An 18636-nucleotide genomic window follows, 5' to 3' on the forward strand; every position below is an offset into this window, starting at 1 on the left:
AAACGACGAGGTGCATCATGACGGAGCGGAGCGAGGGCATGAGCGCAGCGTTCGCCGGGGGGTGTGGGGGATCGTCCTCCCGCAAGGAGTCCGAGTGAGCTGTCTGGGGGAGCGGCTGACCGCTCTGGTCGACGGAGAGCTGGGGCATGAGGAGCGCGAACGCGCCCTCGCCCACATCGCGGGCTGCGCCCCATGCCGGACCGAGGCGGAAGGGCTGCGCCGGCTGAAGGGCCGGCTGCGGGGCCTGGCCGACCTCCCCGCCACCGACGGCGCCGACGACCTCCCGTCCGACGACTTCCTGACCCGGCTGCGCTCGATGGGGCCGCCCGCCGAGCCCGCGCCCCCGGCACCGCCCGCCGGGCCGCTCGCGGGAGCGCAGACCAGGCCGCTGCGATCGTCCCTCCGCGCGGGCAGGCCGTCCTCCGCCGCCCGTCCCCGCGACAACCGCCCGTCCGGCCGCGCCGCCGCCGCCGTCGCCGTGGCCCACCGGCAGCCGCGCCGCCGCTACCTGGTCGTGGGCGCCGCGACCCTGTTCCTCGGCCTCGGCACCGCGTCCTACGCCGCCGGCGGACGCCAAGAGGCGCCCACCGTCACGCCCGCGTTCGACCGGTTCGCCGTCGAGCACGCACTGACCTCCGGTGACGCGCCGATGACCGACCCCCTCACGGACCCGGTCAACCAGGTCCAGACGTCTCCGGGGCCGTGATCGCGGGAACCGGTACCAGCCGGGCGCACCGATGCGCCCTGATCGCCGGTGCGCTGGCGGGAGTGATCGCGCTCGCCGGAGCCCTCTCGGGCGACACCGGCGCCGTCCGGCGCGCCCGCAGCGATCCGGAGGCCGTGGGGCTGCTGCGCGCCGCCGCCGACGCCGCGCGCCGCGTCCCCTACGAGGGTCGGCGCTTCTTCACCACGTGGAACCGCAGCCGGTCCGCCACGTCCCAGGTCACGGTGTCCCACACGCCGGGCGCGGGCATCAGCTACCGGTCGGGGACGGGCGCCGAGGGCCACCGCTCCGACTTCGCGGCGGGCGAGACGACGGGCTTCACCGCCGAGACCCTGCACATGCTGACCCGCAACTACACGGTGGTCCGGGGGGCCGACGCGTCGGTCTGCGGCCGCCGCGCCCGCGTCGTGGAGGCCCGCCGGACCGACGGCAGCGCCGCCGGGCGCTTCTGGATCGACTCCGAGACCGGCCTGATGCTGCACCGGGAGCTGATCGACGCCACCGGCCGCCGCGTCGTCGCCACCGGCTTCGCCGAGATCCGCTTCGCCGCGCCGCGCACCGACCCGTACGCGCTCCGCGCCGGCCGCCCCCCGGCCCGCGGCGCCGAACGCGCCCTCCCCGAGATGGCGGGCTCCGCCGCCGACAGCCCGGCCGCCTGGGAGGACCGCCTGGAGCGTGACGAGCTGGCCGGCCTCCGCGACGACGGCTGGCCCGCCCCCCAGGACCTGCCGGGCCGCCTCACCCTCTACGACGCCCGCCGCGACGTCCGGGGCGGCGGCGCCCTCCACCTCAGCTACTCCGACGGCCTGGCCTCGGTGTCGGTCTTCGTCCAGCGCGGCAGGCTCGACGAGCGGAGCCTCACCGGCTGGCAGAAGAGCGTCCGCCGGGGCCGGACGGTCTTCCGGCGCGAGGCCCTGCGGCACTGGGCCGTCTCGGCTGGCGGCGGCTACGTCTACACCGTCCTCACCGACGTCCCGCAGAGCACCGCCGAGGCGGTCGCCGTCGAGCTGCCCCGCGACCGCACCCCCTTCTGGACGCGCGTCGGACGGGGCGCCAGCCGCCTCGGCTCCCACGCCAACCCCTTCGACTAGGAGTGGCCGCGGTGCGGGGGGTACGTACGGTCGGTCGGGGTTGGTTGGTTGGGGCAACCGGGAGGTCGGTCGGGGTTGGTTGGTTGGGGCGAAGAGGTCTTATGCTCGCCACATGCCCCGCGGGGCACGATGAGCGCGGATGACGAGAACCATGCTCGGTAGGAGAGATGGGGATGACGGAAGACAACCGCGGGCCGGTCAAGGCGCGGCCGGAGGACGACGACGTCGTCCCCGGCGACGGGCCTGAGCGGCAGGAGGCGGCCGCTCCTCCCGAGACGGTGGCCGACCAGGAGATCCCGCTGGAGCAGCCGGGGGCCGGGGCGGCGGAGCCGGAACCGGAGGCCGAGCCCGACAGCGGCTCCGACCGGCTGGTGGCCGGTGGCTTCGCTCCGCCGGACGGTCCGCTCGGGGAACCGCGGGACACGCCGCAGGACATGCCCATGTACGACACGCCTCCACGGGACATGGGACCGCAGGAGGTACCGCTCCAGGACGTGCCTCCGCGCGACATGCCGCAGCCGCCACCGCCCGTGCCGCTGGACAAGCCGTTCATGGACGGCCCCGAAGGGCGCCCGCGCCCCGGGTTCGTCCCGCACCACCAGGATCCGCGTGCGCAGGGCCAGCCGCCCTACGGTGGCTGGCCCCAGCAGTCCCACCAGGGCCCTCCGCCGCCCGGGGGCAGGCCGCCGATGGGCCCGGGAGGTCCGCCTCCCGCGCCGATGGGGCCGCCGCCGATGGGCGGGCCCCGTCCGATGGGCGCCTTCGGCCCGCCGCCCGGCGGCCCGAACTGGGCGCCGGTGCCCGCACTGCCGTCCTCGTCGGGCGGCGGGCCGGGCCTCGGGCTGCTGGCCGTGGTCGCGCTGATCGTGGCGCTGGTCGCCGGGGCCGTCGGCGCCGGGATCGGGGTCATGGCCACGGGCGACGATGACGACGGCGGCGCGGTGAGCCTCGGCGGCGGCACGAGCGGCGGCGACCCCAAGGTGCAGAACCGGCCGCCGGACTCGGTGGCGGGCGTGGCGCAGCGGGTGCTGCCCAGCGTCGTGTCGATCCGCGCGCAGTCCTCGCAGGGCGAGGTCGGCGGCACCGGCTTCATCGTCAACGGCGGCTACGTCATCACCAACAACCACGTCGTGGCCGGTGGCGGCGGCGGGCAGATCCAGATCGTCTTCAACGACAAGAAGACGCTGCCCGCCACGGTCAAGGGCACCGACCCGAGCTCGGACGTCGCGGTCCTCAAGCCGGAGGGCCAGCACTCCCTGCCCGCGCTGCAGGTCGGCGACTCCGCGGCCATCGCGGTCGGCGACCCGGTGATCGCGATCGGCTCGCCGCTCGGCCTGCAGGGCTCGGTCACCACCGGCATCGTCAGCTCCCTCAACCGCGCCGTGCCGACGCAGGGCGAGGGCGGCTCAGACGCCTCCTACCTCAACGCGATCCAGACCGACGCGGCGATCAACCCGGGCAACTCGGGCGGGCCGCTGGTGGACGCGAAGGGCCGCGTGATCGGCATCAACACCGCCATCGCGACCCTCGGCGGCCAGTCGATGGGCGGGGGCCAGGGCGGCAGCATCGGCCTCGGCTTCGCGATCCCGATCAACCAGGGCAAGCGGGTCGCCGAGGAGATCATCCGGTCCGGCGCCGTCAAGCAGGCCAAGCTCGGCGTGCTCCCCGACCCCCGCTACCAGCAGGGCGGTGCGCGGATCATGCAGCAGCCGGTCAACGGGCAGGACCCGGTGACCAAGAACGGCCCGGCCGACAAGGCGGGCCTGAAGCCCGGCGACGTGATCATCACGCTGGACGGCAAGCCCATCGAGGACGCGACCGACCTGATCGCCCAGATCCGCAGCCGGGCGCCCGGCGACCGGATCAAGCTGACGTACCAGCGTGCGGGCAAGGAGGCCACGGTCGAGGTCACGCTGGCGGCCGACTAGACCCCCCGAAGGGGACTGATGTTCAGGTCCGGTTCGTCCGGGCTGGGGATACGCTAAGGGGGCCGGCCCTTGCTGGGCCGGTCCCCTGCTGCTTAGTGGAGGACGGTTTGTTCGACGTCGGACTCGGCGAGATGGCGGTGCTCGTCGTCCTCGCGCTCGTCATCTTCGGAGACAAGCTGCCCCAGGTCGCCGGGCAGGCGGGCCGCATGCTGCGACAGTTCCGCGAGATGGCCAACAGCGCCAAGTCGGATCTCCAGCAGGGCCTCGGCCCGGAGTTCAAGGACTTCGACATCGCCGACCTCAACCCGAAGACGTTCGTCCGCAAGCACCTCTTCGAGGACGACGACGGGCCCCTGAGCAACGGCCGCCTGTTCGACGACGACCCGCCCTACGTGACGAGCCCCGGCGGCCTCGCCTACGGCGAGCGCCCACCCTTCGACGCTGAAGCCACCTAAAGGTCGGAGCCCCGCCAAGCCCCGCGCAGAGGCTCCAGCTCAGCGGCCCTTGGGGGAGATTCCGAGGGACATTCCGGCTAGGCCGCGGGAGCGGCCGGCCAGTTTGTCGGCGATGGTGCGCAGTTCCTTGGCGGCGCCCGCGTCCGGGTCGGACAGGACGAGCGGGACGCCGTTGTCGCCGCCCTCGCGCAGCCGCAGGTCGATCTGGACCTGGCCGAGCAGCGGGACGCGGGTGCCGAGCGTCTTGGTGAGGGCGTCGGCGACGTTCTGGCCGCCGCCGGTGCCGAAGATGTCCTGCCGCTCGCCGCAGTGCGCGCAGGTGAGGTAGGACATGTTCTCGATGACGCCGACGACCTGCTGGTGGGTCTGGGCGGCGATGGCGCCGGCCCGCTCGGCCACCTCGGCGGCGGCCTGCTGCGGGGTGGTGACCACCAGGATCTCCGCGGACGGCAGCAGCTGCGCGACGGAGATCGCGATGTCGCCGGTGCCCGGGGGCAGGTCCATCAGCAGGATGTCGAGGTCGCCCCAGTACACGTCGGCGAGGAACTGCTGCAGGGCGCGGTGCAGCATGGGGCCGCGCCACACGACCGGCTGGTTCCCGGCGGTGAACATGCCCACCGAGATGACCTTCACGTCATGCGCCGACGGCGGCATGATCATGTCTTCGACCTTGGTGGGGGACTGGTCCACGCCCAGCATCCGCGGCACGGAGTGGCCGTAGATGTCGGCGTCGACGACGCCCACCTTGCGGCCCTGCGCGGCGAGCGAGGCCGCGAGGTTGACCGTCACCGACGACTTGCCGACGCCGCCCTTGCCGCTCGCCACGGCGTAGACCTTGGTCAGCGAGTTCGGGTTGGCGAAGGGGATCTCCTTGGCCGCCTCGCCGCCGCGCAGCTTGGTCTGGAGCCCCTTGCGCTGCTCCTCGCTCATCACATCCAGCTCGACCTCGACCGAGGCGACGCCGTCGAGCCGGGCGACGGCCTCGGTGACGGTCCTGGTGAGGGTGTCCTTCATGGGACATCCGGCCACGGTCAGGAAGATGCCGACGCGGACGGTGCCGTCCGCCGCGATGTCGACGCTCTTGACCATGTCGAGCTCGGTGATGGGCTTGCGGATCTCAGGATCGTTCACCGTGGCGAGGGCCGCGGTCACCTGCTCGGTCGTCAGCTGGGAGGACATGGGTCCATGGTATGAACTCCGGAGCCGTACCCCTAATCCGGGTGTCCGCCCCCTCGCGGCCTGGACGGCGGCCGTACCATCGGGGCGTGACCACGCCGCCCAGCGCCATCTCGGCCGCCGAGCTGACCGTCTGGCGGACGATGCTCCGCGCCCAGGTGCGCATCTCCCGCCGGCTCCAGGCCGACCTGCTGGCCCACCACGACCTCGCGCTCGGCTCCTACGACGTGCTCATGCACCTCGGGGAGGCGCCGGACGGGCGGCTCCGGATGAACGACCTGGCCGACCGGGTGCTGCTGTCGCGCAGCGGCCTGACCCGGCTGGTCGACCGGCTGCAGCGGGAGGGGCTGGTCGTCCGCCAGTCCTGCACGAGCGACGCGCGGGGCCTGTTCGCGGTGCTCACCGCGGCGGGCCGCGCCCGCCTGGACGCGGCCACCCCCACCTACCGACAGGGCGTGCGCGACTACGTGCTCAGCAGGCTGGACGAGGACGACCTGCGCGTCTTCGGGCACATCCTCGGCAAGCTCGCCGACGAGCCGGCGGAGCGGGCGGGCCGGGGGACGGGCGGCGTGTCGCGGATCACGGCCTGACGGTCCCCGGCTACAGCGGGGAGTGCTGGTCCTTGGCGTCCGCCTCCTTGAGGATCTGCTGGAGCTCCGAGCGGAGGAAGTCGCGGGTCACGACCTCGCTGAGGGCGATCCGCAGCCCGGCGATCTCCCGGGTGAGGTACTCGGTGTCGGCGATGGTCCGCTCGTTGCGGGAGCGGTCCTGCTCGTACTGGACGCGGTCCCGGTCGTCCTGCCGGTTCTGGGCCAGCAGGATCAACGGCGCGGCGTAGGACGCCTGGAGCGACAGCATCAGGGTCAGGAAGATGAACGGGTACGGGTCGAACCGCAGCGCGGACGGGGCCACCAGGTTCCAGCCGATCCACAGGGCGACGAACACCGTCATGTAGACCAGGAACCGGGCGGTGCCCAGGAACCGTGCGATCCGCTCGGACAGGCGCCCGAAGGACTCGGGGTCGTAGTGGGGCCGCGGCACGAGCGTGCGGCGGATCTCGCGCGGCTGGTCCAGGCGTGTCGTCATGGGTTCCCTCCGGTGCCCCGGAGGGCCTCTTCCTCGGGGTCGGCGGACACCTCGGCGCCGGCGTCCATCACGCTCTCCCGCCAGTCCTCGGGCAGCAGGTGGTCGAGCACGTCGTCGATGGTCACCGCGCCGAGCAGGTGGCCGTTCTCGTCCACGACCGCGCCGGCGACCAGGTTGTAGGTGGCGAGGTACATCGCGACCGCCTCCAGCGACATGGTCGGGCGCAGCGGGTCCAGCTCGGCGTCGACGATGCCGCTGACCAGGGTCGGCGGCGGCTCGCGCAGCAGCCGCTGGAAGTGCACCGTGCCGAGGTAGCGGCCGGTCGGGGTGGCGGTCGGCGGCCGGCACACGTACACCTGCGCGGCGAGGGCGGGGTTCAGGTCGGGGTTGCGGATCTGGGCGAGCGCCTCGGCGACGGTCGCGTCCGGCGCGATGATCACCGGATCCGTGGTCATCAGCCCGCCCGCGGAGTCGTCGGCGTAGGTCAGCAGCCGCCGCACCGGCGCCGCGTCCTGCGGCTGCATCAGCGTCAGCAGCTGCTCGCGCTGCTCGGTGGGCAGCTCGCCGAGCAGGTCGGCGGCGTCGTCGGGGCCCATGGCCTCCAGCACGTCGGCGGCCCGGTCCACCTCCAGCTTGCCGAGGATCTCGATCTGGTCGTCCTCGGGCAGCTCCTCCAGGACGTCGGCGAGCCGCTCGTCGTCCAGCGCGACGGCGACCTCGGTGCGCCGCTTCTCGGGCAGCTCGTGGACGAAGTTGGCGAGGTCGGCGGGCTTCATCCGCTCGAACGCCGCGATCAGCCCGGCCGCGCCCTGGCCGTGCTCGACGGCGGAGAAGCCCTCCACCGCGTCCCAGTTCACGATCAGGCTCTCGCCGCGGCGCCGCAGCCCCCGGCCGCGCACGCCGCGCACGCCGGGCCGCTCGGAGCGCTCCCCGCGCCCGGCGACGCGGCCGCGGCCGCCGGCCCGGCTGACGGCGACCTTGCCGACCAGCCAGTCCCGGGTGCGGGTCGGCTCCATCGCCACGTCCACCACCGAGACCGGCTCGCCGGTGTCGCGGAAGCGGATCGTCCGGTCGAGCAGCTCGGCGATGACGAGGGTCTCGGAGTCGCGCTTCTGGAAGCGCCGGACGTTCAGCCGACCGTCGAAGATGATCGCGTCGGCCTCGATGACCGTGACCCGGGTGATCGGCAGGAACACCGGCCGGCGCGGCGCCACCTCCACCACCAGGCCGAGGACGCGCGGGGGACGGGGGGCGAGGCGCAGCGCGACCACGACGTCGCGGACGCGGCCGACCTGGTCGCCCGCCGGGTCGAACACCGCGACCCCGGCGAGGCGGGCGATGAACACCCGTGTCGGAGCTCCGCTCATGAGGGGGACATTACCCGTGATCATGCAGCTCATCCGGGGCGGCGGCGGTGCGGTGCGCATCACACCCGCGGGCGTGCCGCACCCCGGGCGGGCCCGCCGTCCAGGGGGTGGCAGGATGGGGAGCATGGGACGGAGGCCGTCATGGCCCGCGGCGTGAGCGACACCTCCGTGGGGCCGTTCGAGGAGCACCGCGGCCTGCTGTTCTCGGTGGCCTACCGGATGCTGGGGACCGCCGCCGACGCCGAGGACGCCGTCCAGGACGCCTGGCTCCGCTGGTCGTCCGGTGACCGCTCGGACGTCGCCGACCCCAGGTCCTACCTCGTGCGGATCACCACGAACGTCGCGCTGGACCGGCTGCGCTCGGTGCGGGCGCAGCGCGAGGCGTACGTGGGGCCGTGGCTGCCCGAACCGATCCTCACCTCGCCGGACGTGGCCGAGGACGTGGAGCTGTCGGAGTCGGTGTCGATGGCGATGCTCGTCGTCCTGGAGACGCTGAGCCCGCTGGAGCGGGCCGTGTTCGTCCTCAAGGAGGCGTTCGGTTACCCGTACGCCGAGATCGGGCGGGCCCTGGACCGGTCGGAGGCGGCGGTGCGGCAGCTCGGCACCCGGGCCCGCAGGCACGTCGAGGCGCGCCGGCCGCGCTTCGAGGCGGCCGGCCGCGAGCGGCGGGCCGCGACCGAGCGGTTCTTCGACGCGATCACGGGCGGCGACATCAACCGGCTCATGGAGGTCCTCGCGCCGGACGTGACGCTGTGGACCGACGGCGGCGGCAAGGTCAGGGCGGCGCTGCGCACCATCCACGGCGCGGAGAAGGTCGGCCGCTGGCTGTCGGCGGTCACCGGCCTGAGCTACGCGGGCGTCGAGGTCAAGGACATGCGGGTGCGGCACGCGCACATCAACGGCGGGCCCGCGCTGATCGTGGACGGCCCGGACGGCCCGATCACCACCCTCACCCTGACCATGGACGGGGCGGGCCGCGTCCAGGAGATCCACCTGGTCGCCAACCCGGACAAGCTCCAGTCCGTGGCGGAGGGCCGCGAACTGCCGATGTAGGCCCCTGCGGACTGCTGCGGGCCGCTGTGGTTCGAGGGTCTAGCGGTCGACGTGGCGGCGCTTGCCGCCGAACATCCGCGGCGGCGGGCCCGCGGTCGTCGCCGGGGTCGGCACGGGACGCACCGTCGCGTAGTCGTCCGAGTACCCGCCGGGCGCCTCGGTGATCTCGCCGGTCGGGGTGAGCCGGACGATCCAGGACTCGGTGGCCCACCGCTCCACCTGCCCCGCGTGGGAGGACGAGTTGAGCCGGTCCTTGGCGAGCTGCGGCGCGACGGCGTCCCACAGCGCGGTGCCCGGCTCCACCGGCTCGCACGCGGCGGTGAACGACACGAGCCGCCCGCCCTTGTCCTTGCTGCGGACGATCACCGTCACCCGGTCGGCGTCCGGCAGGCCGGGCAGCGGCTGCTCGCCGTCCCCGCCCGTCAGGACGTAGGCCGAGCCCTCGTGCCACACGTGCCAGGCCGCCCTGGGCTGCGGCAGGCCGGGCAGGTCGAGCCACAGCAGCCCCGACTTCTTGGCCGCCTCCTCCACCAGCGCCGCGCTCAGGTCACCCATGGGGGCAGCGTCCCATGCCGGGCGGGCGATCTCCAGTCGGTAGCATCCGCCCTATGCGATCTCGGCGCACCACCCTCGCGGTCCCCAGCAGCAATCCCCGGTTCATCGACAAGGCGCGGGGACTGCCCGCCGACGAGATCCTTCTCGATCTGGAGGACGCGGTGGCGCCGTCCGCCAAGGAGGAGGCGCGCAAGGCCGTCGTCGAAGCGCTCAACGCGGGCGGCTGGGACGGCAAGACCCGCGTGGTCCGCATCAACGACCTCGACACCCACTGGGCCTACCGGGACGTGATCGAGGTCGTGGAGGGCGCCGGGGCCAATCTGGACGCCATCATGCTGCCGAAGGCGCGCGACGCCTCCCACGTCCAATGGCTCGACCGGCTCCTCACCCAGATCGAGCGGGCGATGGGGTACGAGCCGGGCCGCATCGGCATCGAGGCGCAGATCGAGGACGCGCGCGGGATGGTGAACGTGGACGCGATCGCCGCGTCCTCGCCCCGGCTGGAGGCGCTGGTCCTCGGGCCCGGCGACCTGATGGCCTCGATCAACATGAGGACCCTGGTCGTGGGCGAGCAGCCGCCCGGTTACACCGAGGGCGACGCCTACCACTACATCCTGATGCGGATCCTGATGGCCGCCCGCGCCCACGACCTCCAGGCCGTCGACGGGCCGTACTTCAACATCCGCGACGTCGAGGCGTTCGCCCGGGTGGCGCGCCGCGCGGCCGCGCTCGGCTTCGACGGCAAGTGGGTGCTGCACCCGTCGCAGATCGAGGCCGGGAACGCGGTGTTCTCGCCGTCCCAGGACGACTACGACCGCGCCGAGCTGATCCTGGACGCCTACGACCACTCGGTCACCGTCGAGGGGCGCGGCGCCGTCACCCTGGGCGACGAGATGATCGACGAGGCGTCCCGGAAGATGGCCCTCGTCGTCGCCGTGAAGGGACGGGCCGCCGGGATGGCGCGCACCAGGCGCGGCGACGCGCCGGAGGGCTGAGCCCACGTACGATTCGTCCCACATACCGAAGCCTGTGGGAGGGGTCTTAACGTGTCGGAACCCGGGGACGTGAACGGCTGGGCCCCGCTCGATCCCGACCTGCCGGGAGAGCGGCCGCGCCCCCCGGCCATGCCACCGGACCCCCAGCGCCCGCCCGCACCGGCGCCTGACCCGGGCCAGGCGCCGGGGTGGGGATGGCCTGAGCAGCCGCCCGCGCCCGGCCCCTACCCGGGGCAGCAGCCGCACGGGCAGCAGGGACAGCAGCCGCACGGGCAGGGGCAGCCGGGGCCGTACGCGCCCTACGCGCAGTACGGGGGGCCGTACGCGCCCTATCCGCCGGGCTACGGGCAGCCGAGGGAGAAGCCGCCCTGGGCGGTGCCGGTGCCGCCGGGCGTCCCGTTCCACCGGATGGCGCGCAACGCGGCGCACCGCTGGTGGAGGCCACTGGTCGGCACCCTCGCGATCGCGGGCGCCGGGTTCGCCATCGCGATCGGGCTGATGCTCGTCGGGATCATCATCCGCGTCGCGGTCAGCGGGGACCTGCCCGACTCGTCCGGCTCCGACGAGGATTCGATCTTCGGCGACGCGACCGCCGACCTGGCGTTCAACCTCGTCTCGCTCGCGGTGTTCCTGCCGGTCGGCCTGCTGGCGGCGTGGGGGATCCAGCGGCGGCGGCCCGGCACGCTGTCGTCGGTCGCGGGACGGCTCCGCTGGCGCTGGCTGCTGGCCTGCTGCGGCTTGTCGCTGGCGTTCTGCGCGGTGTCGTACGGGACGTCGATCTTCGCGGGCACGCTGGTGGACGACGACTCGGGGTCCGACGAGCACTGGGTCGGGTGGGGCCGGTTCGCTGCGCCCGCCATCGTGATCGTCCTGCTGGTGCCGTTCCAGGCGGCCGCCGAGGAGTACGTCTTCCGCGGGTGGCTGCTCCAGGCGGTCGGCGCCTGCACGCTGGAGAACCTCAAGGGACGGATCGGACGCGCGTTCAGCGTGGTGTTCCGCACCCCGTGGCCGGGGATCGTGCTGGGGTCGGCGCTCTTCACCGCCGGGCACGGCTACACCGGCTGGGGGATGCTCGACATCTTCTTCTTCGGCGCGCTCGCGGCCTGGCTCACGACGCGCAGCGGCGGCCTGGAGGCGGGCATCGCCCTGCACGTCTTCAACAACCTCATGGCGTTCCTGGGGCCCGCGGCGGTCGGCGAGCTCGACATCGAGCAGGGCGGGGTGCCGTGGCAGTACGTCGTGGCCGACATCGTGCCGATGGTGCTGTACGCGGCGGCGGTCGTCGGGCTGGTGCGCTGGAAGCGGATCCAGACCGTCACGCCCGGCCGCCAGGGAGATCAGGGCCTGGACGGGTCGGCGGGCGAGACGGGGATCGACTCGCCCGCCACGGTCACCGATCCGGAGCCCGGGACGAGCCGGGGCGCCGGGCCGGAGTTCGTCTCGTAGTCCACGAAGCCGACCTGGCCGCCGTCCGGCAGCAGGATCCAGCCGCCCTCCAGGTCGGCGCCGCGCATCCTGGTCTTGGCGCGGTAGAGGCCGTACGGCGGCCCGACCCGCGGCGCCTCGAACGCCAGCAGGACGTCCTCGGCGATGTCGATCGCGCCCAGGACCGTGGTGCCCTGGACGGAGCCGGTGAGCGTCGCCCTGGCGCCCTGGAGGCGCATGAGGCCCTCCGGGTACACCCGGCCCCGCAGCCACGCCCCCAGCCGCCGGCCGTCGCAGACGTAGGCGATCGCGTCGTCGCCCTTGACGGCCATCGCCACGACCGCCCGGGAGCCCCGGATCCGGGCGGCGTACGCGACGCGGACGGGATCCGGGCCGGGCGGCGGCGGGAACGTGCTCGCGATCACCGTCGTGGTGATCCGCCCGGGGCGTTCCGGGTCGCCGGACAGCGTGGACGCCAGCACCAGCGACCCGGCCGTCAGGAGGGCGCCCACGCCGGCGAGCAGTGCCAGCACGGACGCGGCCTTGCGCATGATCCCGACTCCTGGAGTTGGCAGGCCAACACCCCACCAGTCAGGCCGTCCGCGCGCAAGGAGCTCGGCTGGCCGGGACCGGGCAGTATGAGAACGCGGTTCGGTTGAACCTTTTGCCCGCCGTCCCGCGTGCAGGGCCCATGCGGGCGGCGTTCAGGCGCCGTTCACCGCCCCGCGCGGCAGCACGTTCCAGGACGTGAGGGCGTCGACCAGCCCCGGGCTCGTCGGCAGCGCCCGCACCTCGTCCGGGGCCGCCCAGCGCGCCTCGGCGGCGTCGTCCCCGGCGCGGAGCGCGCCGCCGGTGACCGCCGCCGCGTAGTCGTGGATCTCGTAGGTGACCTCGCCGGGGCCGGGCCGGTCCACGGTGCCGACCAGCGCGCCCACGGCGACGTCCAGGCCGGTCTCCTCCCGCAGCTCCCGGGCGACCGCGGCGGCGTCGTCCTCGCCCGGCTCGACCCGTCCGCCGGGGATCGACCACAGGCCCTCGCCCGGCGGCCGCCCCCGCTTCACCAGCAGCAGGCGCCCGCTCCCGTCCCGCACGATCCCGCCGACGCAACGCACTCGCATGACCCCATTTTGACGCCCTTTTCCCAGGCGGCTACCTGCCGGAACTTGACGCGGCGGGGGACGGCCGCGCAGGGTGGGTAGTCATGAGGGCGGAGCCCACATGCCCGCGATGCGCGAACCCCGTCCGCGCACCGGGCCTTTGGTCGAGCGACTGGACGTGCGGCGTGCACGGCGCCGTCCTGCCGCGACAGCCGTCCAAGCGCCCCGGCCCCGACGGGCTGGCCGCCGTCGTCCGCGACGCGATGGTCCCCGTCTGGACGCCCTGGCCCCTCCCGCACGGCTGGCTGGTCACCGGGTTCGCGACCGTGGGCGACGAGCGCACCGGCGCGCGGGCCACCGCCGTCGCCGTGTCGGGCCCCGGCCTGCTCAGCGGCCCCGCCGACATGGTGGTGATCGCCGAGGAGCCGGGCATCGGCCTCGGCTGCCACTACGCCGGGCTGGGCGGCGCCGACCCCGGCGAGGTGTTCGACGGCAGCCCCCCGCACGTGAAGCTGGAAGTCAGCGGCCCGTCCGCGACCTGCGGCCACTCCGTCCCCATGTGGGCCGTCGAAGGCAGGCCCGACCGCGCCGTCTACGTCGGCGAGGCGATGGGCAACTGGCTGTGGGCCGTCCTGTGGCCCGCCGAGTCCGGGGTGCTCATGCTGGAGCGCCAGAACCTCCTCGATCTCCGCGAGCCCGGGATGCGGCTGGACCTGCCCTACGGCGCCTACAGCCCCCGCCTGGACGAATGACCCCCGCCGCGGCTAGTAAGAGGGGATGCGGATCGATCTCCACAGCCACAGCGACGTGTCCGACGGCATGTGCCCGCCCGCGGAGGTCGTCCGGCGGGCGCGGGCGAACGGCGTGGACGTCCTCGCCCTCACCGACCACGACACCGTCGGCGGCTGGGACGCCGCCACCGCCGCGCTCCCGGACGGGCTGACGCTCGTCCCCGGCATCGAGCTGTCCTGCCGGCACGACGGCCGCAGCCTGCACATGCTCGGCTACCTCTTCGACCCGGCCGAGCCGGAGCTCGCCGCGGAACTGGTCCGGATCCGCGACGACCGCGTCATCAGGGCCCAGGGCATGGTGCGGCGCCTCCAGGCGCTGGGCGTGGACGTCACCTGGGAGCAGGTGCGCGCCCTGGCGCGCGGCGAGGCGGTCGGGCGTCCCCACGTCGCCCGCGCCATGGTCGACGCGGGCGCCGTGCGGACGGCCGACGAGGCGTTCACACCCCAGTGGATCGCCCAAGGAGGGCGCGCCTACGTCAGGGGCTACTCCCTCGACCCCGAACGGGCGGTCGCCCTCGTCCGCGCCGCGGGCGGCGTCTGCGTGCTGGCGCACCCCCGCGCGCGGCGCGGCTACGCCTTCGCGGACGAGCTGATCGAGGAGCTGGCCGCCGCGGGACTGGCCGGCGTCGAGGCCGACCACCCCGACCACGCCCCCGAGGACCGCGCCCGCCTCCACGACCTGGCCGCCTCCCTGGGCCTCGCCGCGACCGGCTCCAGCGACGACCACGGCGAGCCGGCGATCAACCGTCTCGGCGCCGAGACGACCGCGCCGGGGGCCTACCAGGCCCTTGTCGGCGCCGCGACCGGCACCCCGCCCCGGACGGGCTCCGAGCGCTCCGACGGGGGTCCGAAAGCACGGTAGGGTGCGTGGCGTGGACGCGCGCATCGAACAGGTGGTGACGTCAGGGCACCTCACCCTGGACGACACCGAACACGACGTCGAGAGCAACACCTACATCGTCGGCAACGACGACGAGGTCATCGTGATCGACCCGGCGAACGACGCCGAGGCCATCCTCAAGGAGGTCGGCGACCGCGAGGTCATGGCCGTCCTGCTCACCGACGGCAACGACCACCACCTTGAGGTGGTCCTCGAAGTCGCCGCCGCGGGCGAGGAGGACGAGGAGAACTGGGCCCCGATCGCCCTGCACCGCGCCGACCGGCTCCTGTGGCGCGACTACTTCGGCCGCCTCGCCAAAGAGGAGGACGACGAGGACGACGCCAAGGCCCTGCGCTCCCTCGAACCCGACATCTGGCTGGAGGACGGCGGGATCTTCGAGATCGGCGACTCCCAGCTGGAGATCGTGCACACGCCCGGCCACACGCCCGGGAGCGTCTGCGTGATCAGCGAGCAACTCGGCGTGCTGTTCTCCGGCGACACCCTGCACCGCGGCCGCCCCGGCTCGATCGGCGGCGTCTACGAGGACCTGCGCAAGCAGCTGAACTCGATCGGCGCTCTGCTGACGCCGCTCCCCAAGGACCTGCGTGTCCTGCCCGCCCAGGGCGAGGAGACCACGGTCGGCGAGGAGGACGCCCGCTGGGAGACCTGGGGCGCCCTGGCCCAGGAGAACGACGACTGACGAGGGCCGGTCAGCCCGGGGGACGTCCCCGGAACGCAACCGTGAGGGGAAGCCGACGTGGGTGCCGAGCAGCTCGGCTTTGAAGGCATGCCCAGGCGCCTCTACGCTTGCACGCCGTCCCGGCTGAACACCTGGCTGGACTGCCCGCGGCGCTACCGGATGACCTACCTCGACCGTCCGATGCCGCCGAAGGGCCCGCCGTGGGCGCACAACAGCGTCGGCGCCAGCGTCCACAACGCCCTGGCGGCCTGGTGGCGGCTCGCCGAGCGCGAGCGCACCCCCGAGGCCGCCGGGACGCTCCTCGCCCGCGGCTGGCTCACCGACGGCTTCCGCGACGAGGCCCAGTCGGCGCAGATGCGCGGGCGGGCCCGCGAGATGGTCGAGCGCTACGTCGCCGGCCTGGACCCGTCCGACGAGCCGCTGGGCGTCGAGCGCACGGTCGCGACCCGCACGGACCGGATCGCGGTCTCGGGCCGCATCGACCGCCTGGACGCCCGCGGATCCGAACTCGTCGTCGTGGACTACAAGACCGGCCGGCACATCCTCACCGCCGACGACGCGCGCGGCTCGCTGGCCATGGCGATCTACGCGGTCGCCTCGTCCCGGGTGCTGCGCCGCCCCTGCCACCGCGTCGAGCTGCACCACCTGCCGTCCGGTGAGATCGCCGTGTGGGAGCACACCGACGAGTCGCTGCAACGGCACATCCGCCGCGCCGAGCAGATCGCCGCCGAAGCGTCCGCCGCCGACGACGCCTACCGCGCCCGCGTCCCGGCCCCCCGCCGCGGCGAAGGCGGCGCCATCGACCACGCCCCGTTCGACGAGCTGTTCCCCCCGCGCCCGGGCAACCTCTGCGCCTGGTGCGACTTCGCCCGCCACTGCCCAGAGGGCCGCCAGGCAGCGCCCCAAAAGGACCCCTGGGCTGCCCTTCCGGTAGACGCCTGACCTTCGCCGCCCCAGCGTTCCGCTAGGCGGAAAGGAGGGCGGGGGCGGGCCAGCGGCGGGGGTCGCGGAGGCCGTAGAGGCCCTTGCCGAGGTCGTAGCCGTCGGCGGCGAGGCGCTGCCTGGCGCGTTCCAGCATGTCGCGGGTGGGCTTGGCGAACGCGTAGTCGTGCAGGCGCTCGGGGACGGAGTTGAGCGTCATGCGGAACGAGCGGAGCGCCGCCGTCACCGCGGGCCGCGGCACCTCGGGCAGGACGCCGTACATCGCGCGGGCCCAGTCGGGCAGCGCGTAGTAGCAGAGCGCGCCGAACGGGAAGTAGCCGGGCTTGCCGGGCGCGAGGAACCTCAGGTTCTCCGGCAGCGCCGGCCACATCAGGAAGCGCACGGTCGCGGCGGCCTCCTCCGTGACGCGCAGCTGGGGCCGCATGCCGGCGAGGTAGGACTCCATCTCGGCGACGCTGCCCGGCACGTCCTCGGCGTGGAGGCCGACGTAGGTGGCGGTGTGGCGCTGCTCGTCCAGGTACCGGTCGGCCATGGCGCCGGTCAGCGGGAGCCCGGCGCGGCGCGCCACCTCCAGGTAGGAGGAGACCTCGGCGCAGTGCACCCAGCGCAGCAGCTCGGGCTGGTCGAGGCGCTCCTTGCGGCCGGTGTCGTGGTTGAGGATGCGCAGGCTCCGGTGGATCCCGCGGACCCGCGCGGCCAGCGTCTCGATCTCCTCGGCGCTGCCGAACGTCGCCATGCCGACGAAGTCGGCGGTGCGCTGGAGCCGCCCGAAGGGGTCCTCCTGGAAGCCCGAGTTCTGCCAGACGCCCCACATGGCCATGGGGTGCAGGGCCTGCAGCATGAGGCCGCGCACGCCGCCGATCCACATGGACCGGTCGATGTGGACGCGCCAGGTGACGCTCTCGGGTGGCTGGACGGTCGCGGGCATCGGCACCTCACCGGGGGGTCGTGAGACAAACTGATGTAAGTGTGTCATTACATCCGTCGTCCAGCGACACCGGCCCCCCGGTTTGAGGTGCTTCGGCGGGTTTCTGGGGGTCCGGGGTTACTGCTCAAGGATGAGTCGGCGGGCGAGCCCGGCGATGGGCTCGGTCGTCCGGGCCTCGTAGTTGCTGAGGATGACGACGACCCAGCCGCTGCCGGGGAAGAAGTCGATGTTGGTCGACGCGCCGGAGGAGCCGCCGCCGTGGCCGTGGATCCACTGGCCCTGGGACAGCGCCGTGACGGGGCCGTACCCGGCGAAAGCGGTGGACTCGGGCGGTGCCGAGCCCTGTGGCGGGTTCTTCTGGGGCGGCCTGGGGATCTTCGCGCCCAGCATGAGGTCGGTGTGCGGGGCGTCCAGCAGGTCGTGGTCCAGCAGGGCGTGCGCGAAGCGCTCCATGTCCGCGCAGGTGGCGAACGAATCGCCCGCGGGCAGCCCGATGAAGAGGTTCTCTTCGAGACTGTCGGTTCGCTGGGAGCTTCCGGGGAGCTTGGTATAGGGGTGGGCGATGCGCCGGTCGGTTCGCCATTGGGGCTTGGTGTAGAAGGCGCTGTCGCGCATTCCGGCGGCTTGGAAGACGTGTTCGGTCACGTAGTCGTAGTAGGGGCGGCGCGACACGGCGGCGATCATCGCTCCGAGCAGGCAGAGCGCGGCGTTGCTGTAGAGGTTCCCGGCGCCGGGCGGGAAGGCGAGCTTGGTCCGCCGGATGAACTGCACGGTGCCGTTGAGCACCTTGTCGGCGGTGTCCCACTTCTTGGACTCTTCGGGAAATCCAGGCAGGTTGAAGAAGTCGCCGAGGCCGGAGGAGTGGGTGAGCATGTGGTGGACGGTCACCTTGTCGGCGATCTCCGCCGGGAAGCCGTCCAGGTGGGCGCCGACCGTGTCGGTGTAGTTCAGCTTGCCCTGCTGGACGAGCTGGTGGACGGCGGTCGCGGTGAACAGCTTGGTCACCGAGGCGAGCGCGAAGCGGGTCTCCGGCCCGTTGCGGACGCCGGTCCGCTTGTCGGCCATCCCGTGGGACCGGCTCAGCACCGTCCGTCCGCGGCAGGTCAAGAGCAGGGAGCCGGAGAACTGGTCCTTGGACGCCAGGTCCGCGACGAACCGGTCGAACGCGCCTCCGGGCTTGAGGTCCTTGGGGATCCGGCCCGGCTTGCCGCCGTCCGCGGCGGCCGGTGCGGCGGCGCCCGTGGCCGCCACGGCCGCACCGCCGGCCGCGACGGCGCCGCCCAGGGCTTTGAGTGCGGTCCGCCGTGACGGCGGCGCCCCGTGGGGCGATGAGAGGTGTTCGGTCATGGAGGGGATGCAACACCCCGGTCTGTTTCCCCGACGTAACCTCTCGACGCCCACGTCACGGCCGGAGAACGGGGGGCAGGGGTAACGGGGGTCAGG

20 protein-coding genes are annotated in these 18636 nt (G+C 73.7%); 12 read left to right on the plus strand and 8 right to left on the minus strand.

Translation table 11 applies throughout. From position 1 onward, the window contains the following. The first annotated feature begins 94 nt into the window (after positions 1 to 94). The 4 genes from E1298_RS49275 (at position 95) to E1298_RS04615 (ending at position 4198) form a co-directional block, all read left to right on the plus strand. Positions 95 to 706, plus strand: a complete 612-nt coding sequence (locus tag E1298_RS49275) for an anti-sigma factor family protein (RefSeq protein ID WP_207944434.1) — start codon at positions 95 to 97, stop codon at positions 704 to 706. After that, positions 703 to 1815: a MucB/RseB C-terminal domain-containing protein gene (locus E1298_RS04605; RefSeq protein ID WP_131889486.1), complete on the plus strand. Its 1113-nt coding sequence runs from the start codon at positions 703 to 705 to the stop codon at positions 1813 to 1815. Before E1298_RS49275 ends, E1298_RS04605 begins: the two co-directional genes overlap by 4 nt. Positions 1816 to 1988: 173 nt before the next feature. Further along, positions 1989 to 3743 (plus strand): S1C family serine protease, encoded by a 1755-nt coding sequence (locus E1298_RS04610; RefSeq protein WP_131889487.1) that lies wholly within the window; start codon positions 1989 to 1991, stop codon positions 3741 to 3743. Positions 3744 to 3850: 107 nt separating this feature from the next. After that, a complete protein-coding gene (locus tag E1298_RS04615; protein ID WP_131889488.1) occupies positions 3851 to 4198 on the plus strand; it encodes a sec-independent translocase in 348 nt (115 codons plus the stop codon). A 39-nt stretch (positions 4199 to 4237) separates the two neighbouring features. Here the strand turns inward: E1298_RS04615 and E1298_RS04620 are convergent, their stop codons facing one another. After that, positions 4238 to 5377 (minus strand): Mrp/NBP35 family ATP-binding protein, encoded by a 1140-nt coding sequence (locus E1298_RS04620; protein WP_131889489.1) that lies wholly within the window; start codon positions 5375 to 5377, stop codon positions 4238 to 4240. A gap of 86 nt (positions 5378 to 5463) precedes the next feature. Here E1298_RS04620 and E1298_RS04625 point away from each other — a divergent pair, with 86 nt between their 5' ends. Continuing rightward, complete coding sequence (locus E1298_RS04625; RefSeq protein ID WP_243725381.1) at positions 5464 to 5964, plus strand: MarR family winged helix-turn-helix transcriptional regulator; 501 nt, start codon at positions 5464 to 5466, stop codon at positions 5962 to 5964. A 10-nt stretch (positions 5965 to 5974) separates the two neighbouring features. Here the strand turns inward: E1298_RS04625 and E1298_RS04630 are convergent, their stop codons facing one another. Continuing rightward, the gene (locus E1298_RS04630; RefSeq protein ID WP_131889491.1) at positions 5975 to 6460 is read right to left on the minus strand and encodes a DUF1003 domain-containing protein; all 486 of its coding nucleotides are present in this window, start codon (positions 6458 to 6460) and stop codon (positions 5975 to 5977) included. After that, complete coding sequence (locus E1298_RS04635; protein ID WP_243725382.1) at positions 6457 to 7827, minus strand: magnesium transporter MgtE N-terminal domain-containing protein; 1371 nt, start codon at positions 7825 to 7827, stop codon at positions 6457 to 6459. The genes E1298_RS04630 and E1298_RS04635 overlap by 4 nt, the downstream gene beginning before the upstream one ends. A gap of 153 nt (positions 7828 to 7980) precedes the next feature. Between E1298_RS04635 and E1298_RS04640 the strand changes: the two genes are divergently transcribed. Then, positions 7981 to 8880 (plus strand): RNA polymerase sigma-70 factor, encoded by a 900-nt coding sequence (locus tag E1298_RS04640; protein ID WP_279497812.1) that lies wholly within the window; start codon positions 7981 to 7983, stop codon positions 8878 to 8880. Between the two features lie 39 nt (positions 8881 to 8919). On the opposite strand, the gene E1298_RS04645 is transcribed toward E1298_RS04640, so the two are convergent. Continuing rightward, positions 8920 to 9435 carry a hypothetical protein gene (locus E1298_RS04645; protein WP_131889493.1) on the minus strand — a complete coding sequence of 172 codons (516 nt, stop codon included), beginning with the start codon at positions 9433 to 9435 and terminating at the stop codon, positions 8920 to 8922. 53 nt (positions 9436 to 9488) lie between these two features. Here E1298_RS04645 and E1298_RS04650 point away from each other — a divergent pair, with 53 nt between their 5' ends. Both E1298_RS04650 and E1298_RS04655 read left to right on the plus strand, forming a co-directional pair. Then, entirely contained in the window at positions 9489 to 10430 is a 942-nt protein-coding gene (locus tag E1298_RS04650; protein ID WP_207944435.1) for an HpcH/HpaI aldolase/citrate lyase family protein, read from the plus strand. Between the two features lie 51 nt (positions 10431 to 10481). Then, positions 10482 to 11876: a CPBP family intramembrane glutamic endopeptidase gene (locus tag E1298_RS04655; RefSeq protein WP_131889494.1), complete on the plus strand. Its 1395-nt coding sequence runs from the start codon at positions 10482 to 10484 to the stop codon at positions 11874 to 11876. Here E1298_RS04655 and E1298_RS04660 read toward each other — a convergent pair. Together E1298_RS04660 and E1298_RS04665 are read right to left on the minus strand one after the other, a co-directional pair. Further along, a complete protein-coding gene (locus tag E1298_RS04660) occupies positions 11768 to 12406 on the minus strand; it encodes a hypothetical protein (RefSeq protein ID WP_131889495.1) in 639 nt (212 codons plus the stop codon). The genes E1298_RS04655 and E1298_RS04660 overlap by 109 nt on opposite strands. Positions 12407 to 12559: 153 nt before the next feature. Next, the gene (locus tag E1298_RS04665) at positions 12560 to 12973 is read right to left on the minus strand and encodes an NUDIX hydrolase (RefSeq protein WP_131889496.1); all 414 of its coding nucleotides are present in this window, start codon (positions 12971 to 12973) and stop codon (positions 12560 to 12562) included. Between the two features lie 83 nt (positions 12974 to 13056). Here E1298_RS04665 and E1298_RS04670 point away from each other — a divergent pair, with 83 nt between their 5' ends. From E1298_RS04670 to E1298_RS04685, 4 genes are read left to right on the plus strand one after another with little or no spacing between them, the layout of a single operon-like run. Continuing rightward, the gene (locus tag E1298_RS04670; RefSeq protein WP_131889497.1) at positions 13057 to 13704 is read left to right on the plus strand and encodes a DUF6758 family protein; all 648 of its coding nucleotides are present in this window, start codon (positions 13057 to 13059) and stop codon (positions 13702 to 13704) included. Positions 13705 to 13729: 25 nt separating this feature from the next. Further along, the gene (locus E1298_RS04675) at positions 13730 to 14605 is read left to right on the plus strand and encodes a PHP domain-containing protein (RefSeq protein WP_131889498.1); all 876 of its coding nucleotides are present in this window, start codon (positions 13730 to 13732) and stop codon (positions 14603 to 14605) included. A 10-nt stretch (positions 14606 to 14615) separates the two neighbouring features. After that, complete coding sequence (locus E1298_RS04680; RefSeq protein WP_131889499.1) at positions 14616 to 15323, plus strand: MBL fold metallo-hydrolase; 708 nt, start codon at positions 14616 to 14618, stop codon at positions 15321 to 15323. A gap of 57 nt (positions 15324 to 15380) precedes the next feature. Beyond that, a complete protein-coding gene (locus tag E1298_RS04685) occupies positions 15381 to 16265 on the plus strand; it encodes a RecB family exonuclease (RefSeq protein WP_243725383.1) in 885 nt (294 codons plus the stop codon). A gap of 22 nt (positions 16266 to 16287) precedes the next feature. On the opposite strand, the gene E1298_RS04690 is transcribed toward E1298_RS04685, so the two are convergent. Both E1298_RS04690 and E1298_RS04695 read right to left on the minus strand, forming a co-directional pair. Further along, the gene (locus E1298_RS04690; RefSeq protein ID WP_131889500.1) at positions 16288 to 17193 is read right to left on the minus strand and encodes an oxygenase MpaB family protein; all 906 of its coding nucleotides are present in this window, start codon (positions 17191 to 17193) and stop codon (positions 16288 to 16290) included. Between the two features lie 117 nt (positions 17194 to 17310). Next, positions 17311 to 18540: a serine hydrolase domain-containing protein gene (locus E1298_RS04695; protein WP_131889501.1), complete on the minus strand. Its 1230-nt coding sequence runs from the start codon at positions 18538 to 18540 to the stop codon at positions 17311 to 17313. Positions 18541 to 18636: the final 96 nt, after the last annotated feature.

This window comes from Actinomadura rubrisoli (assembly GCF_004349215.1).
GTDB lineage: Bacteria > Actinomycetota > Actinomycetes > Streptosporangiales > Streptosporangiaceae > Spirillospora > Spirillospora rubrisoli.

Excerpts from the sequence above, each read along its gene's own strand:
- E1298_RS04665 (WP_131889496.1), bottom strand. The coding sequence starts at position 12,973 with ATGCGAGTGCGTTGCGTCGGCGGGATCGTGCGGGACGGGAGCGGGCGC.
- E1298_RS04645 (WP_131889493.1), bottom strand. The coding sequence starts at position 9,435 with ATGGGTGACCTGAGCGCGGCGCTGGTGGAGGAGGCGGCCAAGAAGTCG.
- E1298_RS04660 (WP_131889495.1), bottom strand. The coding sequence starts at position 12,406 with ATGCGCAAGGCCGCGTCCGTGCTGGCACTGCTCGCCGGCGTGGGCGCC.
- E1298_RS04695 (WP_131889501.1), bottom strand. The coding sequence starts at position 18,540 with ATGACCGAACACCTCTCATCGCCCCACGGGGCGCCGCCGTCACGGCGG.
- E1298_RS04650 (WP_207944435.1), top strand. The coding sequence starts at position 9,489 with ATGCGATCTCGGCGCACCACCCTCGCGGTCCCCAGCAGCAATCCCCGG.
- E1298_RS04635 (WP_243725382.1), bottom strand. The coding sequence starts at position 7,827 with ATGAGCGGAGCTCCGACACGGGTGTTCATCGCCCGCCTCGCCGGGGTC.
- E1298_RS04620 (WP_131889489.1), bottom strand. The coding sequence starts at position 5,377 with ATGTCCTCCCAGCTGACGACCGAGCAGGTGACCGCGGCCCTCGCCACG.
- E1298_RS04630 (WP_131889491.1), bottom strand. The coding sequence starts at position 6,460 with ATGACGACACGCCTGGACCAGCCGCGCGAGATCCGCCGCACGCTCGTG.
- E1298_RS04690 (WP_131889500.1), bottom strand. The coding sequence starts at position 17,193 with ATGCCCGCGACCGTCCAGCCACCCGAGAGCGTCACCTGGCGCGTCCAC.
- E1298_RS04610 (WP_131889487.1), top strand. The coding sequence starts at position 1,989 with ATGACGGAAGACAACCGCGGGCCGGTCAAGGCGCGGCCGGAGGACGAC.
- E1298_RS04675 (WP_131889498.1), top strand. The coding sequence starts at position 13,730 with ATGCGGATCGATCTCCACAGCCACAGCGACGTGTCCGACGGCATGTGC.
- E1298_RS04670 (WP_131889497.1), top strand. The coding sequence starts at position 13,057 with ATGAGGGCGGAGCCCACATGCCCGCGATGCGCGAACCCCGTCCGCGCA.